Origin of the sequence: Pseudomonas syringae, from assembly GCF_021605415.1 — a bacterium.
Lineage (GTDB): Bacteria > Pseudomonadota > Gammaproteobacteria > Pseudomonadales > Pseudomonadaceae > Aquipseudomonas > Aquipseudomonas syringae_S.
Map to the genome: position 1 here is coordinate 60,865 of NZ_WKEQ01000012.1, position 15,876 is coordinate 76,740.

Here is a 15,876-nt window from a genome sequence, read left to right on the forward strand (position 1 = left end):
TGGACTGCACCCAAAAACTTGTGGGAGCTGGCTTGCCAGCGATGGCGGCGGGTCAGACGCTACAACTCTGCGGCCAACACCTCAATCTGCTCCTGGCGCTCCGCCTGACTCAACTTCGGGTGTGGATTCAACGATGACCACTGCGGGTACGCCCGCGCCTTGTTCAGCGCCTCCGGCAACTTGCCCTCGCGCCAGCTCTTGTCCTGCGGCGTCGCCACCTGAATGCTTTCCATCGCCGCATGCCCGCGAGCATTCAACGCTTGCAGCAACTGGCGCTGACGCAACGCCAACAGCCGCAGCACGTTGTCATCGACGGTCAATTCGCGCTGCCCTTTGATCTTGCCGAGCAAGCGGTTGCCATAACTGCGCGCGGTTTGCAGCGCGCCGCCGGCAATCGCGCCAGCAATGGCGGCGGCGCCCAACGTCAGGCCGCCGACCAGCAAGTCCACACCCGCGCCGGCCGCTGCACCGGCAGCAATTCCGCCACCGACCCGCACGCCGAGTTGCTTGAGGGTTTCCGGGTTGAACAGGTCATCGCCCCAGCGTCCGTCGAGAAGCGGCAGATCGCTGGCCGCCGCGTCTTGCGGGCGGAAGCCGTAGAGTTTGAGCAGCGCCTCGACGCAACGCTGCTCACGCTGGCGCACGGCTTTGCGCAGCTCACTGATCGCCTGTTGTTCTAGCTCCGCCTCGCTGGACACACTGCGCCGACACGCCGCGCAATCGATCAGCAGCTCGGCGATCAAGCGTGCCGCACTCTGCTGACGGGCGATGCGCTGGGCCTGTTGACCGGCGATCAGGCGCTCCAGTTGCGGGCGCGCGTTCTCCAGCAACAACGCGAGGCTTTCATACAGCCGTCGCTCGCCATCCTCCGGCGGCGCGACGCTGTCGAAACGTACCAGCGCATGCAGGCCAAGCCGCGCCAGCGCTTCACGCCAGTCCGGCTCGCGGTGGTTGGCGCTGCTGACGAAATTGAGCACCGGCAGCAACGGTTTACCGCAACTGGCCAACACTTCCAGTTCATCGCGGTACTTGGCGAGCACCGGTTCGCGGGTATCGATCACATAGAGGCCGGCGTCCGAGGCGAGCAATTGCCGCAGGACTTTGGCTTCCTGTTCAAAGCGCTGGCGTGCTTCGTTGCCGTCGAGGAATCGCGCCAGCCGTGCCGGGCCGTCGAGGCGTTCGCCGGGGCGCTCCAGGCGTTCGAGAAAATCCAGCAAGGCGATGGCATCTTCCAGTCCCGGCGTGTCGTACAGATCGAGCAACGGTTCGCCATCCACCGACAATCGCGCGCCTTCGACGTGCCGTGTGGTGCTCGGGCGATGCGAGACTTCGCCGAAGCCGACGTCACGGGTCAGGGTGCGCAGCAACGAAGTTTTGCCGACGTTGGTGTGGCCGACCACCGCGAGTTTCAGCGGGGCTTTCCAGGCATCAGTCATGACCGCTCTCCAGCCAGTTCAGCGGGGCGCTATCGGCGAACGGCACCTCAAGTTGTTGCAGCGCCACATGCCAGTCGCCGAGACGTTCGCCATCCAGTGCCTGGCCGGGCGGCGCCTGCAACAACCACACGCGGGTGGCGCCAGCGTTGCGCGCCAGTTCGGCGATTAACGAGAGGCTGCCGCGATCCGGCGAACGGCGCGGGTCGCAGGCGATTGCCAGGCGCGCCGGGGGAAAGCGGCTCAATTGCTCAAGGAGTTTGTGGCGTGATTCGCGGCTGTCGAGGATGCCGGCGTTGCTGACATTCTTCGGCAGTTGCGGAGGCCATGGACGCTGATCGTCGAGCTCGATCGCCACCAACAGCGCACCGTCGGTGGCGTGTTCGCTGACGGCGCTTTCGACCCGATGCAATTGCGCAGGGGCCGCATCGTTGATGCCGAGGCGTTCGCTGGTCGGCATCAGGCGTTCGCGCAGTTGCGCATAACCGGGCAGGTTCAGATCCAGACGCAGCGCCGCTTTGCCGCTGTTCCAGCGCCAGAAGCAGAACATTGCCAGCAGCAAACGCGGCATTACGCCGTAGACCACCAGCACGCCGACCAGCCAACTCGCCCAGGCCTGACGGGCGCTTTCGATGTCGAGCGCGCCGTCGCCGCTGGCGCGGATCATGTCCACGCTTGGCACGTTGAAACCGAGCAGCGCCGGCAGCGCGCCGAGGGTATGGGTGACGTGGATGAACGTGTCGGCACTGAGAATTGTGGTTTCCCAGACGAAGCCATAGCGTCGGGTCGCCATCAACGTCAGCAGAAAAATCAGTGCGCTGAGCATCGCCAGCAGCCAGAGTCCATTGACCAATGTGCCGAGCGCCCAGCGATTGAGTTTTTTGCGTTGCAGCATCAGCAGCAGGGCAGGCGCCAGTTGCGCGGCTTTGGCATCACGGGCGAGTTTTTCGCTGAGCCAGAGCCACAGACGTCCGAGCGTCGCGCCGTGTTCACCGGCAAACACCAGCCCCAGCGCCCAGCTCAACAGCAGAATCAGATTCAGCCCGAGCAGACTGCCCAAAGCCCAGAACACGTTGACCGGCGACTGACCGAGGGCGGCGAACGCCAACCCGGCGCCACTCAACACAGCGAAAATCATCAACAACACCAGCGCCAGACGCGCCCCTTGCAACCAGTGTTGCAAGGCGTCGGTCAGGCCATCGCGCTCGGCCAGCCACAGGTTGCGGCGCTGAACGCGGCTCGGCAGATCGCCGCCGGCCGCACGGGCCAGACGATTGGCTTCCAGGTCATCCAGCGCGCCTGCGTGTTCTTCGCGCAGGCGCACGGTTTCGGTCAGCCAGAGGTTTTGCAGTGGAGTCAGTTCAGTCACGCGGCATCCCGTCGCTCAATTGAGCCGTGAGCATAACCGCTGTGGCGCTTATCGGGGTAAGCAAGGCTCTGGTATCCTCGCCGGCATGACTAAATCACTCCCTCTCAGCCTGATCGCAGCCCTCGGTGAAAACCGCGTGATCGGCGTCGATAACAGCATGCCCTGGCACTTGCCGGGGGACTTCAAATACTTCAAGGCCACGACCTTGGGCAAGCCGATCATCATGGGTCGCAAGACTTGGGATTCCCTCGGACGACCGTTGCCCGGACGCTTGAACATCGTGGTCAGCCGTCAGGCGGATCTGGTGCTGGAAGGCGCGGAGGTTTACCCGTCGCTGGAGGCTGCTATCGTTCGCGCCGAAGAATGGGCGAAGGCGCAGGGCGTTGATGAGTTGATGCTGATCGGCGGGGCGCAGTTGTATGCGCAAGGGCTGGAACAGGCTGATCGCTTGTACCTGACGCGCGTGGCGTTAAGCCCGGAAGGGGATGCATGGTTTCCGGCGTTTGATTTGAGCCAGTGGAAGCTGGTGTCCAACATCGAAAACCCGGCCGAAGGTGACAAGCCTTCGTACAACTTCGAAGTCTGGGAAAAAGCCTGAAAGCATCGCTGGCAAGCCAGCTCCCACGGTGTCCGAGGTGAACGCAGATTATGCGTACGCTTCGATCCTTGTGGGAGCTGACTTGCCAGCGATAGCTGTCTGTCAGGCGCTACTTAGGTGTGCGCCAACTGCGCATGCACATCCGCATCCAGCAATTCTTGATCGGTCTGCTGCATCACCTGACTGGTAATCGCCCCCGCCGCAATCGACCCGCTGACGTTCAGCGCCGTCCGGCCCATGTCGATCAGCGGCTCGACTGAAATCAGTAACGCCACCAGCGAAACCGGCAAGCCCATCGCCGGCAGCACGATCAGCGCCGCGAATGTCGCGCCGCCGCCCACCCCCGCCCCACCGGCCGAACTCAGCGGCACAATCCCCACCAGCGGCGCGATCCACAGCGGATCCAGCGGGTTGATGCCAACGGTCGGCGCGACCATGACCGCGAGCATCGCCGGGTACAGACCGGCGCAACCGTTCTGGCCGATGGTCGCGCCGAACGAGGCAGCAAAACTGGCGATGGCTTGCGGGATGCCCAGACGGCTGGTCTGCGCTTCGATGCTCAGCGGAATGGTCGCGGCGCTAGAGCGGCTGGTGAACGCAAACGTCAGCACGGGCCAGATCTTGCGGAAAAAGCGCAGCGGGTTGATCCCGGCCGCCGACACCAGCACGCCATGCACGACAAACATCAGGCCCAGGCCGAGGTATGACACCACGACAAAACTGCCGAGCTTGATGATGTCTTGCAGGTTGGAGCCGGCGACCACTTTGGTCATCAACGCCAGCACGCCGTACGGGGTCAGTTTCATGACCAGACGCACCAGCCGCATCACCCAGGCTTGCAGGGTGTCGATGGCGTTGATCACTTTCTGGCCTTTTTCGACGTCATCCTTGAGCAGTTGCAGCGCGGCGACCCCGAGGAAGGCGGCGAAGATCACCACGCTAATGATCGACGTCGGCTTGGCGCGGGCCAGGTCGGCGAACGGGTTTTGCGGAATGAACGACAGCAGCAGTTGCGGCACATTCAGGTCGGCGACCTTGCCGGCGTAGTCGGTCTGAATCGTTTGCAGACGCGCCATTTCCTGAGCGCCGGCCACCAGGCCTTCGGCGGTAAGGCCGAACAGGTTGGTCAGGCCGATACCGATCAGCGCCGCAATCGCCGTGGTGAATAGCAGCGTGCCGATGGTCAGGAAACTGATCTTGCCCAGGGATGACGCGTTGTGGAGGCGGGCGACGGCGCTGAGGATCGAGGCGAACACCAGCGGGATCACGATCATTTGCAGCAACTGCACGTAACCGTTACCGACCAGATCAAACCAGCCGATGGACGTTTTCAGCACCGGATTGCCGGCACCGTAAACCGCGTGCAGCGCCACACCGAACGCCACGCCCAACACCAGCGCGAGCAGGACTTTTTTCGCCAGGCTCCACGACGTGTGGCGGGTTTGCGCCAGACCGAACAGCAGGACGAGGAACACCAGCAGATTGAGGATCAGCGGCAGATTCATGAAAACTCCGATAAGACGTGTGCCGGTCGCATCCTTGGGCGACCGCGAACGGGGAAGCCTAACAGTTTGATTTGCAATGAATTAATACCAAAAGAGCAGCTTGTCCGTCGTTTTTGGAATAAGCCGGTGTCGCTCTCGGGGATGCAGTTGACGCAAAGGGGACGCGGGCAGTCGCTGACAGGCGAGGGTTGTCACACTAATTTGTTAGCGTCGATCGCTTGATCATGGATTTTTACAAGGGGAAGCCTGCCGATGAGGTTCGCACCGAAATTTCTCGCTGTAGCACTCTGCCTTGGCCTCGCCGGCCAAGCGTTCGCCACCGATCTCAAGCACTGGCCACTGGATCAGGCTAAGGCGCTGGACGCGATGATCGCAGCCAACGCCAACAAGGGTAACTACGCGGTGTTTGACATGGACAACACCAGTTACCGTTACGACCTCGAAGAGTCGTTGCTGCCATTCATGGAAAACAAAGGCCTGATCACTCGCGACAAACTCGATCCCTCCCTGAAACTGATGCCGTTCAAGGACACCGCCGAGCACAAGGAAAGCCTGTTCAGCTACTACTATCGCCTGTGCGAAGTCGACGACATGGTCTGCTACCCGTGGGTGGCGCAAGTGTTCTCCGGTTTTACCCTCAAGGAACTCAAAGGCTACGTCGATGAGTTGATGGCCTCGGGCAAACCGGTGCCGACCACGTATTACGAAGGTGACGTGGTCAAGAACCTCGACGTGAACCCGCCGAAAATCTTCACCGGTCAGCAAGAGCTGTACAACAAGCTGATGGAGAACGGCATCGAGGTCTATGTGATGACGGCCGCTTCCGAGGAACTGGTGCGCATGGTCGCGGCGGATCCGAAGTACGGCTACAACGTCAAACCGCAGAACGTCATCGGCGTGACCACGCTGCTGAAGAACCGAGAAACCAATGAACTGACCACCACGCGCAAACAGATCACTGCCGGCAACTACGACGAGAAAGCCAACCTCGGCCTCGAACTGACGCCGTACCTGTGGACACCGGCGACCTGGATGGCCGGCAAGCACGCAGCGATCCTGACCTACATCGATGAGTGGAAAAAACCGGTGCTGGTGGGCGGCGACACCCCGACGAGTGACGGTTACATGCTGTTCCACGATGTCGACGTGGCGAAGGGCGGCATCCATTTGTGGATCAACCGCAAAGACAAATACATGACCCAGCTCAACGGCATGATGGCCAAGCACTCGGCGGCGCAGGCGAAAGAAGGATTGCCGGTGACGGCGGACAAAAACTGGGTGATCGTCAAACCGGAGGAAATACAGTAAGAGCAGCTACAAGCTACAAGCTACAAGCTACAAGCGGTAAGCAAGAGCGCCTTTGCCCTTTCTTGCCGCTTGTGGCTCGCAGCTTGCTACTGATTTAAATCCCGTCCAGCATCGCTTTGTTACGCACTGCACCCTTGTCGGCGCTGGTTGCGAGGAGGGCGTAGGCCTTCAGGGCGGTGGTCACTTTACGTGGACGCACTTCCACCGGTTTCCAGCCTTTTTTGTCCTGCTCGGCACGGCGTGCGGCCATTTCTTCGTCGCTGACCAACAGGTTGATCGAACGGTTCGGAATGTCGATCAGTACTTTATCGCCGTCCTTAACCAGACCGATCGCGCCGCCGGCCGCTGCCTCTGGCGAAGCGTGACCGATGGACAGGCCCGACGTGCCGCCGGAAAAGCGGCCGTCGGTCAGCAGCGCACAATCCTTGCCCAGGCCTTTGGATTTCAGGTAGGAGGTCGGGTAAAGCATTTCCTGCATGCCCGGGCCGCCTTTCGGGCCTTCGTAACGAATGATGACAACGTCGCCAGCCTTCACTTCGTCGGCGAGGATGCCGCGTACGGCGCTGTCCTGGCTTTCGAAGATCTTCGCGTTGCCCTCGAAGACATGGATCGACTCGTCGACACCGGCGGTTTTCACCACGCAGCCATCCAGCGCGATGTTGCCGTAAAGCACGGCGAGGCCACCTTCTTGCGAGTAAGCGTGCTCGAAACTGCGGATGCAGCCGTTTTCACGGTCGTCGTCGAGGGTTTCCCAACGGGTCGACTGGCTGAACGCGGTCTGGGTCGGAATGCCGGCGGGACCTGCCTTGAAGAAGTGATGCACGGCTTCATCGGTGGTCTGGGTGATGTCCCACTTGGCGATGGCTTCTTCCATGCTGCGGCTGTGTACGGTCGGCAGATCGGTGTGCAACAGGCCGCCACGGGCGAGCGATCCGAGAATGCTGAAGATGCCGCCGGCACGATGCACGTCTTCCATGTGGTACTTCTGGATGTTCGGCGCCACTTTGCACAACTGCGGCACGCTGCGGGACAGACGGTCGATGTCGCGCAGGTCGAAATCGATCTCGGCTTCCTGGGCGGCGGCCAGCAAATGCAGGATGGTGTTGGTCGAACCGCCCATGGCGATGTCGAGCATCATGGCGTTTTCGAACGCCTTGAAGTTGGCAATATTACGCGGCAGTACCGATTCGTCGTTCTCGCCGTAGTAACGCTTGCACAGCTCGACGATGGTGCGGCCGGCCTGCAGGAACAATTGTTCGCGGTCGCTGTGGGTCGCCAGTGTCGAACCGTTGCCTGGCAGCGCGAGGCCGAGGGCTTCGGTCAGGCAGTTCATCGAGTTGGCAGTGAACATGCCGGAGCACGAACCGCACGTCGGGCAGGCGCTGCGCTCGTACTCGGCAACCTTCTCGTCAGATGCGGTGGAGTCGGCGGCGATGACCATCGCATCGACGAGATCGAGGCCGTGGCTGGCCAGTTTGGTCTTGCCGGCTTCCATCGGGCCACCGGAAACGAAGATCACCGGGATGTTCAGGCGCAAGGCGGCCATCAACATGCCGGGGGTGATCTTGTCGCAGTTGGAGATGCAGACGATCGCATCGGCGCAGTGGGCGTTGACCATGTACTCGACGGAGTCGGCGATGATTTCGCGGCTCGGCAGCGAATACAGCATGCCGTCGTGGCCCATGGCGATGCCGTCATCCACGGCGATGGTGTTGAATTCCTTTGCCACACCGCCGGCACGTTCGATTTCCCGGGCGACCAGTTGACCCAGATCCTTCAGGTGTACGTGGCCCGGAACGAATTGGGTGAAGGAGTTGGCAATCGCGATGATCGGCTTCTTGAAGTCGTCATCTTTCATCCCGGTGGCGCGCCACAGTGCGCGGGCGCCGGCCATGTTGCGGCCGTGGGTAGATGTTTTCGAGCGGTAATCAGGCATGGAGCACTCCGGGCGGCTAATCGGGTATCAAAAGGGAAGTGAGCTTCTATTGACGTCTGGAACACCTCGAAAATGGCCGAGTGTCCGGAAGTTGCCGATGACTTTGCGGGATCGCCGCTTGCCTCAGCTTGAGCTCATAAACCCGCCGGGGGATGAATGGCGATGAATAGCGCGATTCTACACCGCTGGCGTCAGGAGGGAATGACGTCGAGGCGTTTAACACGACGGTTGACCCGTCTGTTGAGCAGTAATGCCATGCCGCTGAGCAGGACAAAGCTGTAGCCGAGGGTCGATTGCAGGTTGGCCGTGCTCAGACTGATCAAGGCGCTGATCAGTCCGCCGCAGATGAAAATCAGCAAGGTGCCGGCCGACGCAGCGGTGCCGGCGTTGTCCGGAAACATGTTCATGACCCGCGAGGTCACGATAGGACGGCTGATCGTCGTGCCGGCGGTGCAGATCAACATCGGCAGCAGTACCGTGGCCGGGGCGAGTGTGAAATGGGCAGACAGGTACAGCATGCACAGGCCCGAAAGCAGGATCAGGCTCAGACCAACGAGAATCTGCCGCCCCGGCGCAATCCGTCGGCTGAGCACCGTGGCGATGATACCGCCGATGATGTAGGCGACACCGTATAGCAACAAAATCAGCGAAAACTCATAGGCTGGCAGTTGCAGTTGATCCATAAAGATCAGCGGTGAAATCACGATGAAAGAGAAGTGGCAGGCGAAGGCGAACGCTGAAATCAGCCAACAGCTGACGAAGTCGGAATTACTCAATACCCGCCAGTAGGACTGGATGAAATTCACGCTCGCGACGCCAGGGGCCGGTCGAGTGTTCTCCAGAAGCCGCCAGGCGCTAAACATCACCAGTGCCGCCAGCAGGGCGAACCCCCAGAAATTGGCTCGCCAGCCAAGCGTTGCCTGCAACACGCTGCCGGCCAGGGGGGATACCGAAATGAAGATGCCGCCGGCGGTCACCAGCAAAATGCGCAGACGATTGCGCTCCTCACTGTCGAACAGATCCTGCAGCAATGCCTGGGACAGCACGAAACAACCGCAGCCCGTTGCCTGCATCACCCGAAAGATGAGAAAGAGCGTGTAATCGTCAGTCACGGCGCACCCGATCGCGCCGAGCATGGCCACGGCCATGCCCGATATGAGCAGGCCTTTGCGTCCGATCACATCGGAAAGCGGGCCGATGAGCAATTGGCTGAAGGCGATCCCGATGGCAAACAGGCTGATCGACAGCGCGATGTCCGCCGGGGTACGTTGAAAATGCTCGGCCATGGCCGCAAACGAGGGGAGCAGGACATCCAGTGGAAACACGCCGAGCAACGTGATGGCGAATAACAGTCTGGCGGCTCCCCGACGACGTGAAGCGGTTCTAGCGGACGATCCGTTAGTCATCTATCAGGCCTGCCTTGGCGAATAGTTTTTTATTGTGGGCCAACGTAAAAAAACCGGCCTTTTTCAGTGCATTCAACGTTGCGACGGAACCTGCGCGGGCACGCAGACGGTTTGCCGCAACCGTTGCCATCGAGCCGACAACGTCTGCGACTACGCCCTCGGCGATACCAGCCCCGCGCAAGCTCTGCCTCAGCCAGCGTTCATCGGTTTCGAAGAAAATGCCGAGGATCTCCAACAGCGTTCTGGCTGCGAACGTGCGCTGATGGCTGTTCAAGGTCTGCCACAAATAGTGAAAGACTTCGGCAAAGTAGCGACTGTGGCGGGCTTCGTCGGCGAGGTGGTCGCGCAACATATCGTTGACGCAGGACACAAGGCTGTCGCGACAGACTTCCAGCAGCTCCCGCGCGATGATCGTTTCCGACACGAAGCCGAGCAAGAACCACCCCAGTGAACGGTGCTTTTCGGGAACACGCTCGATCAGAGCATTAAGTCGAATGATGCGCTGGGGCATGGCCGGACGATCGGAGATGCCGTGGATTCTGGCGATCTGCTCGGCAAGCGAGTTGGAAAACAGCGCGTGGTAACCCTCGTCCGTATACAGCTGGAGCGCGGCAGTTTTCATGCGCTTAGGCACGTAGGCCGGCAATTCGCCGTGGACGAGGGTTTCCACGGCACGATTGACGATGCGGTGTTCGAGCAGGGTGGTGTAGTCGAGGAAATGCACCAGGTGATTGGCACTGAGGCGGTGGATCAGCTCCCGGCCAGCCACCTGAATGTCCGGATGCGCAAGATAAGGGAGGAAGGTCGGCGGAAACCAGTGTCGAGTTTCCAGTTGCTGCTCAAGATCGTCCGGCAGTCGGTAATCATGGGTGCTGGTGCGCACCGAGGCGCGGCTGTTCCAGTCACCGAGCGTGTATTGATGCTGGCGCGAGGCGGTGACCGGGTCTGGCAGCGGCATCGTCATTGTTGCGCCTCCTGTCGGTGCAACAGGGCTTTGATCTCCTGACACATCGCCTGACCCTCGCTGGCGCCGCAGCCGACGAAAAACAGTGGCTGCTCGGACGAGCCTTCGAGGACGAGCAAGCGTTCGACCTGGTCATCGGCGAATGCACCCGTCAGCCAGGTGTGCAAGCCCAGCGCAGTGGCCACCAGTTGAAAGGTTTGTGACAGATGCCCGGCCTCGACAAGCGCCATCCGATAGGCCCGTGAGTGTTTATATTTCCACCAGAGTTTGTCGAATCGTGCCGTGATGAACAGGCCCAGCGGCAGGTTATTGATGAAATGCTGGCCGCTCAGGATCTGGCCGAGCGGTGTGTCGGGCAGTCGACAGACCCGGCTAATGGCGTGGCTGGAGGGAAGATAGGCATAAATGCCAGGCGTAACGCCCTCGACGTTGCGAATCCAGACAAAACCGTCACAGGCATTCAGTCCACCGCCGGAAGGGCTGCAGCGGCGTGCGCCAAGGCCTTGGGCAACGCCCTCATCCGGTTGCAGCGCGCGTTCGTGGAGGTAGCCGAGCGACAGATAAAGCAGTGTGCCGAGATCCTCGAGCGATAGGCCGTCATCGGTAAACGAGCGACAGGTTTTGCGATGGGTCAGGGCGTAAAGCAGGTCGTCATGACACAGCGCTGAAGAAGGCGGCAGAGCGATAGGCCGACCGCGCAGCGTTTTCGGTCTTGCATGGTGAGGAGCAGCCGTGGACAAAACATCGTTGCAATGCTCCAGATATTGACTGGACCACTCATGGATATTTCGCGGTATATGTTCGAAAGGAATATTTTGGGTGCCGATATGGAAAATTTTCGACAGTTCATCCCAACCCCATGGCGGGCTCTCTATTTTTGAAACAGTCAATATTCCTGCGCTCAGCAAATCTGTATCTATTATGTTTTTATTATTGAATGAATTTGGGTTGTTGATGAGTTGTGCCAGTCTGGATGCATAACTCAGATCAAGTTCGTGTTGGGTATGTTCTTTATAATTCCAGATTATTTGTCCGGGCGGACGAGGCAATATGAACAGGTATGGATTGATGTGCATGACAATTCACTCTGGCAGGCAAGGGCGCTGGAGTGCCGGCGTGTTCCAGCGCCCGGACTTACTTAACGGACTTTAGGAGCAACCAGAAAAGCCAGGTTGGCGAGGGTGTTGTTTTCCAGAATGATTGTTTTCATGACATGAACTCCTTGTTCATTAATGGTTCGTTAAAGTCACCTCGTGGCGACAACTTGATAATAGTTTGTAATGGAATATTGGCAATAGGAAATTGAGTAGGAATATTCCAGTAATTTGTCGGAGTGATCTTGTCGGGAAGTTTGAGTTGTAAGTTATATGTATTAAAGTCTGAGGCGAACAGAAACATCCTGCATGCCGGTAGGACGAAAGTGTAGGACGGGCGACTAGAGAAAGGGGCGTGCAGGGGTGTAAGCAAACGGGGAGCCCAGTGGGCTCCCCGTTAAGTCTGATAGCAGCGTCAAGTCGAGCTTTGAGCTCCGAGCGTTTAGCTGTTTGGCAGAAGCCGACAGGTGATGCTCTTGATGTAACGGGTTTCGGCGATGGCCGGGTGCACCGGGTGATCCGGGCCCTGACCGCCGCGCTCGAGCATCTGGATGTTGCGATCCAGGTGACGGGCGCTGGTCAGCAGGATGTTTTGCAGGTCGTCTTCCGGCAGGTGCATCGAGCACGAGGCGCTGAACAGGATGCCGTCCTTGTTGAGCAGACGCATGGCTTGCTCGTTCAGACGACGGTAGGCGCCTTCACCGTTTTTCATGTCTTTTTTGCGTTTGATGAACGCCGGAGGGTCGGCCACGATCACGTCGAAGCGCTCTTCGCTGGCCTTGAGTTCTTTCAGGGCTTCGAACACGTCGCCTTCGATGCAGGTCATTTTTTCGGCGACACCGTTCAGCGCGGCGTTGCGCTCGACGCCGTCCAGGGCAAACGCCGAGGCGTCGACGCAGAACACTTCACTGGCGCCGAATGTGGCGGCTTGCACGCCCCAGCCGCCGATGTAGCTGTAGAGATCGAGTACACGCTTGCCTTTGGCGTAGGGCGCCAGACGCGCGCGGTTCATGCGGTGATCGTAGAACCAGCCGGTTTTCTGACCCTGGATCACCGGGGCTTCGAATTTCACGCCGTTTTCTTCCAGTGCGACCCATTCCGGCACCAGGCCGAATACGGTTTCGACGTAACGGTTGAGGCCTTCGGCATCGCGAGCGGCGGAGTCGTTCTTGAACAGGATGCCGCTCGGCTTGAGCACTTGGGTCAGCGCTGCAATCACATCGTCCTTGTGGGCTTCCATGGTCGCCGAAGCGATCTGTACCACCAGAATGTCACCGAAACGGTCGACCACCAGGCCCGGCAGCAAGTCGGAATCGCCGTAGACCAGACGATAGAACGGCTTGTCGAACAGACGATCACGCAGGGACAGCGCCACGTTGAGGCGGTGAACCAGCAGCGATTTGTCCAGCGGCACCTTGATGTCACGCGACAGCAAGCGTGCGCAGATCAGGTTGTTCGGGCTCATCGCCACGATGCCCAGCGGTTTGCCGCCGGCGGCTTCGAGGATGGCCTGGTCGCCGGCCTTGAAACCGTGCAATGGCGTGGCGGCCACGTCGATTTCGTTGCTGTAGACCCACAAGTGGCCGTTTCGCAGGCGTCGGTCGGCGTTGGCTTTGAGGCGCAGGCTAGGCAGGGACATGACGTCGCTCCGGAAAAAAGAGCGGGAGTATAGCGTGTTGAGGGTTGTGCAGGGTTCGGAGGGCGATGAAACGCTGATGACGCTTTCGCGAGCAGGCTCGCTCCTACATTGGGTTGCGTTTCAATGTGGGAGCGAGCTTGCTCGCGAAGGTGGTTACGCCGACATCAAGTTGATCAGTTCACGATTGAATGCCGGAATATCGTCCGGCTGGCGGCTGCTGATCAGGTTGCCGTCCTTGACCACTTCCTGGTCGACCCAATGAGCGCCGGCGTTGGTCAAGTCATCCTTGAGCGTTTTGTAACTGGTCATGGTCTTGCCGTTGACCAGTCCCGAAGAAATCAGCAACCAGCCGCCATGGCAGATCACCGCAATCGGCTTGCCGGCCGAAACAGCGGTTTTGACCAGATGCTGGGCGTCCTGATCGATCCGGATCGTGTCGGAGTTCTGCACGCCGCCGGGCAACACCACCGCGTCGTACTGCTCGATGCTGCTGGCCTGAAAGGTCTGGTCGACCTTGAAATCATCCGCCGGTTTGTCATGGTTCCAGCCTTTGACCTGTCCCGCTTCGGCCGACAAGATGTCGACCTGCGCGCCGGCCTGTTCCAGCGCTTCTTTCGGGCCGGTGAGTTCGGCTTGTTCGAAACCATCGGTCACCAAAACGGCGACGCGTTTGCCTTGAAGGGAAGTAGCCATCGATAAGCTCCTGAGTCTGTGGGAATTTGTCGTTGCTCGAGTGCGAATTGATGCGCTCGGCATTACCAATTCCGAAGCCTGAGCTTGAATGAAAGTTCCTCCCGTGCGCCCGTCGGTGTGTCAGATCACTGACCGGACGGGTTAGAATCGCCGCCTGTCCCAGAGTGTGTACTTATGTCCCAAGAGCTGACCACCGAACAGATTCAACAGTCCCTGCAAGGCATCAGTGTGCCCGCGCAGCCGCAGATCATGGTGGATCTGCAAATGGAGCAGTACATGCCCGATCCGGATCTGGAGACGATCGCCAAGCTGATCTCCCAGGATCCCGGCCTGTCCGGCGCCTTGCTGAAAATCGTCAACTCGCCGTATTACGGCTTGAGCAACAAGATCACTTCGATCCAGCGTGCGGTGAACCTGTTGGGCAGCCGTTCGATCATCAACCTGATCAACGCGCAGTCGATCAAGGGCGAGATGAATGATGACACCATCGTCACCCTTAACCGTTTCTGGGACACCGCCCAGGATGTGGCGATGACCTGCCTGACACTGGCCAAGCGCATCGGCACCCAGGCTGGTGATGAAGCTTATGCACTCGGCCTGTTCCACGATTGCGGCGTGCCGTTGATGTTGCAGCGGTTTCCCAATTACATGTCGGTGCTGGAAGAAGCCTACGCAAGTGCCAGTGCCACCTGCCGGGTTGTGGACACTGAAAACAGTGTGTTCAACACCAACCACGCCGTGGTCGGTTATTACACTGCCAAGTCCTGGCGTCTGCCGGAGCATGTCAGCGCGGCCATCGCCAATCACCACAACGCCCTGGCGATTTTCAGCGATGAAACGTCGCGCAACAGTCAGCTGAAAAACCTGTTGGCGATCCTGAAAATGGCCGAGCACATTTGCGCGTCTTATCGGGTTTTGGGCAACCAGACCGAAGACCACGAGTGGAACAGCATCGGGGCGCTGATCCTCGATTACGTGGGGCTGTCGGACTACGATTTCGAAACCCTGAAGCAAACGATCCGCGACCTCGGCGCTCACTGATGCGTACCTGATTCGAGAAACCCATGCCTGAACTGCCAGAAGTCGAAACCACCCGCCGGGGCATCGCCCCGCACCTGGAAGGCCAGCGTGTCAGCCGGGTGATCGTGCGCGATCGGCGCTTGCGCTGGCCGATTCCGGAAGACCTCGATGTGCGGCTTTCCGGCCAGCGCATCGTCTTGGTGGAGCGGCGGGCCAAGTATTTGCTGATCAACGCCGAGGTCGGGACGTTGATCAGCCATTTGGGCATGTCGGGCAATTTGCGTCTTGTTGAGGCCGGGTTGCCAGCCCTTAAGCATGAGCATGTGGATATCGAGCTGGAATCGGGACTAGCCCTGCGCTACACCGATCCGCGTCGTTTCGGCGCAATGCTCTGGAGCACCGACCCGCTCAATCACGAACTGTTGATTCGTCTCGGGCCGGAGCCGTTGACCGATCTGTTCGATGGCGAGCGGCTGTTCCAGTTGTCACGTGGCCGTTCAATGGCGATCAAGCCGTTCATCATGGATAACGCGGTGGTGGTCGGCGTCGGCAATATCTACGCGACGGAAGCGCTGTTCGCTGCCGGCATCGACCCGCGTCGCGAGGCTGGGGGGATTTCCCGGGGGCGTTATCTGAAACTGGCCATCGAGATCAAACGCATCCTCGCCGCCGCCATCGAGCGTGGCGGCACCACCTTGCGCGATTTCATCGGCGGTGATGGTCAGCCGGGGTATTTTCAGCAGGAACTGTTCGTTTACGGGCGCGGTGGCGAGCATTGCAAGGTCTGCGGCACCGGCTTGCGGGAAGTGAAGCTGGGGCAGCGTGCCAGTGTCTGGTGTCCACGTTGCCAGACGTAAGGGGCTGAAAAGTCCGACGGTCTATAGTGAGTTATCTCACTGCTCAGCCCGAAG

Annotated in this window: 13 protein-coding genes; 4 read left to right on the forward strand and 9 right to left on the reverse strand. The window is 59.8% G+C overall.

Annotation, left to right across the window (positions count from 1 at the left end; genetic code table 11):
- Window positions 1-59 precede the first annotated feature (59 nt).
- Together GIW69_RS11035 and GIW69_RS11040 are read right to left on the reverse strand one after the other, a co-directional pair.
- Window positions 60-1,436 (reverse strand): GTPase/DUF3482 domain-containing protein, encoded by a 1,377-nt coding sequence (locus GIW69_RS11035; RefSeq protein WP_236482435.1) that lies wholly within the window; start codon window positions 1,434-1,436, stop codon window positions 60-62.
- Window positions 1,429-2,802, reverse strand: coding sequence for a DUF2868 domain-containing protein (locus GIW69_RS11040; protein ID WP_236482437.1), 1,374 nt, complete (start codon window positions 2,800-2,802; stop codon window positions 1,429-1,431). Before GIW69_RS11040 ends, GIW69_RS11035 begins: the two co-directional genes overlap by 8 nt.
- An 85-nt stretch (window positions 2,803-2,887) precedes the next feature.
- Here GIW69_RS11040 and GIW69_RS11045 point away from each other — a divergent pair, with 85 nt between their 5' ends.
- Window positions 2,888-3,400, forward strand: a complete 513-nt coding sequence (locus GIW69_RS11045; protein ID WP_236482438.1) for a dihydrofolate reductase — start codon at window positions 2,888-2,890, stop codon at window positions 3,398-3,400.
- Between the two features lie 113 nt (window positions 3,401-3,513).
- On the opposite strand, the gene GIW69_RS11050 is transcribed toward GIW69_RS11045, so the two are convergent.
- Complete coding sequence (locus GIW69_RS11050) at window positions 3,514-4,905, reverse strand: L-cystine transporter (RefSeq protein WP_236482440.1); 1,392 nt, start codon at window positions 4,903-4,905, stop codon at window positions 3,514-3,516.
- A 252-nt stretch (window positions 4,906-5,157) separates the two neighbouring features.
- On the opposite strand from GIW69_RS11050, the gene GIW69_RS11055 reads away from it, so the two are divergent.
- Window positions 5,158-6,213: a haloacid dehalogenase-like hydrolase gene (locus tag GIW69_RS11055; RefSeq protein WP_236482442.1), complete on the forward strand. Its 1,056-nt coding sequence runs from the start codon at window positions 5,158-5,160 to the stop codon at window positions 6,211-6,213.
- Window positions 6,214-6,307: 94 nt separating this feature from the next.
- Here the strand turns inward: GIW69_RS11055 and ilvD are convergent, their stop codons facing one another.
- From ilvD to GIW69_RS11085, 6 genes are all read right to left on the reverse strand, one after another.
- Window positions 6,308-8,149, reverse strand: coding sequence for a dihydroxy-acid dehydratase (ilvD, locus tag GIW69_RS11060; protein WP_236482444.1), 1,842 nt, complete (start codon window positions 8,147-8,149; stop codon window positions 6,308-6,310).
- Window positions 8,150-8,340: 191 nt separating this feature from the next.
- Complete coding sequence (locus GIW69_RS11065; protein ID WP_236482446.1) at window positions 8,341-9,555, reverse strand: MFS transporter; 1,215 nt, start codon at window positions 9,553-9,555, stop codon at window positions 8,341-8,343.
- A complete protein-coding gene (locus GIW69_RS11070) occupies window positions 9,548-10,519 on the reverse strand; it encodes a diiron oxygenase (protein WP_236482448.1) in 972 nt (323 codons plus the stop codon). Before GIW69_RS11070 ends, GIW69_RS11065 begins: the two co-directional genes overlap by 8 nt.
- Window positions 10,516-11,595 (reverse strand): SagB family peptide dehydrogenase, encoded by a 1,080-nt coding sequence (locus GIW69_RS11075; RefSeq protein WP_236482450.1) that lies wholly within the window; start codon window positions 11,593-11,595, stop codon window positions 10,516-10,518. The genes GIW69_RS11070 and GIW69_RS11075 overlap by 4 nt, the downstream gene beginning before the upstream one ends.
- Window positions 11,596-12,055: 460 nt before the next feature.
- Window positions 12,056-13,252 carry a class I SAM-dependent rRNA methyltransferase gene (locus GIW69_RS11080; protein WP_236482452.1) on the reverse strand — a complete coding sequence of 399 codons (1,197 nt, stop codon included), beginning with the start codon at window positions 13,250-13,252 and terminating at the stop codon, window positions 12,056-12,058.
- Window positions 13,253-13,405: 153 nt separating this feature from the next.
- Window positions 13,406-13,945, reverse strand: coding sequence for a type 1 glutamine amidotransferase domain-containing protein (locus tag GIW69_RS11085; protein WP_236482454.1), 540 nt, complete (start codon window positions 13,943-13,945; stop codon window positions 13,406-13,408).
- A gap of 228 nt (window positions 13,946-14,173) precedes the next feature.
- Between GIW69_RS11085 and GIW69_RS11090 the strand changes: the two genes are divergently transcribed.
- Both GIW69_RS11090 and mutM read left to right on the forward strand, forming a co-directional pair.
- A complete protein-coding gene (locus GIW69_RS11090) occupies window positions 14,174-14,986 on the forward strand; it encodes an HDOD domain-containing protein (protein WP_236482585.1) in 813 nt (270 codons plus the stop codon).
- Window positions 14,987-15,009: 23 nt separating this feature from the next.
- On the forward strand, window positions 15,010-15,822 hold the full coding sequence (gene mutM / locus GIW69_RS11095) for a bifunctional DNA-formamidopyrimidine glycosylase/DNA-(apurinic or apyrimidinic site) lyase (protein WP_236482456.1): 813 nt from the start codon (window positions 15,010-15,012) through the stop codon (window positions 15,820-15,822).
- Window positions 15,823-15,876 lie beyond the last annotated feature (54 nt).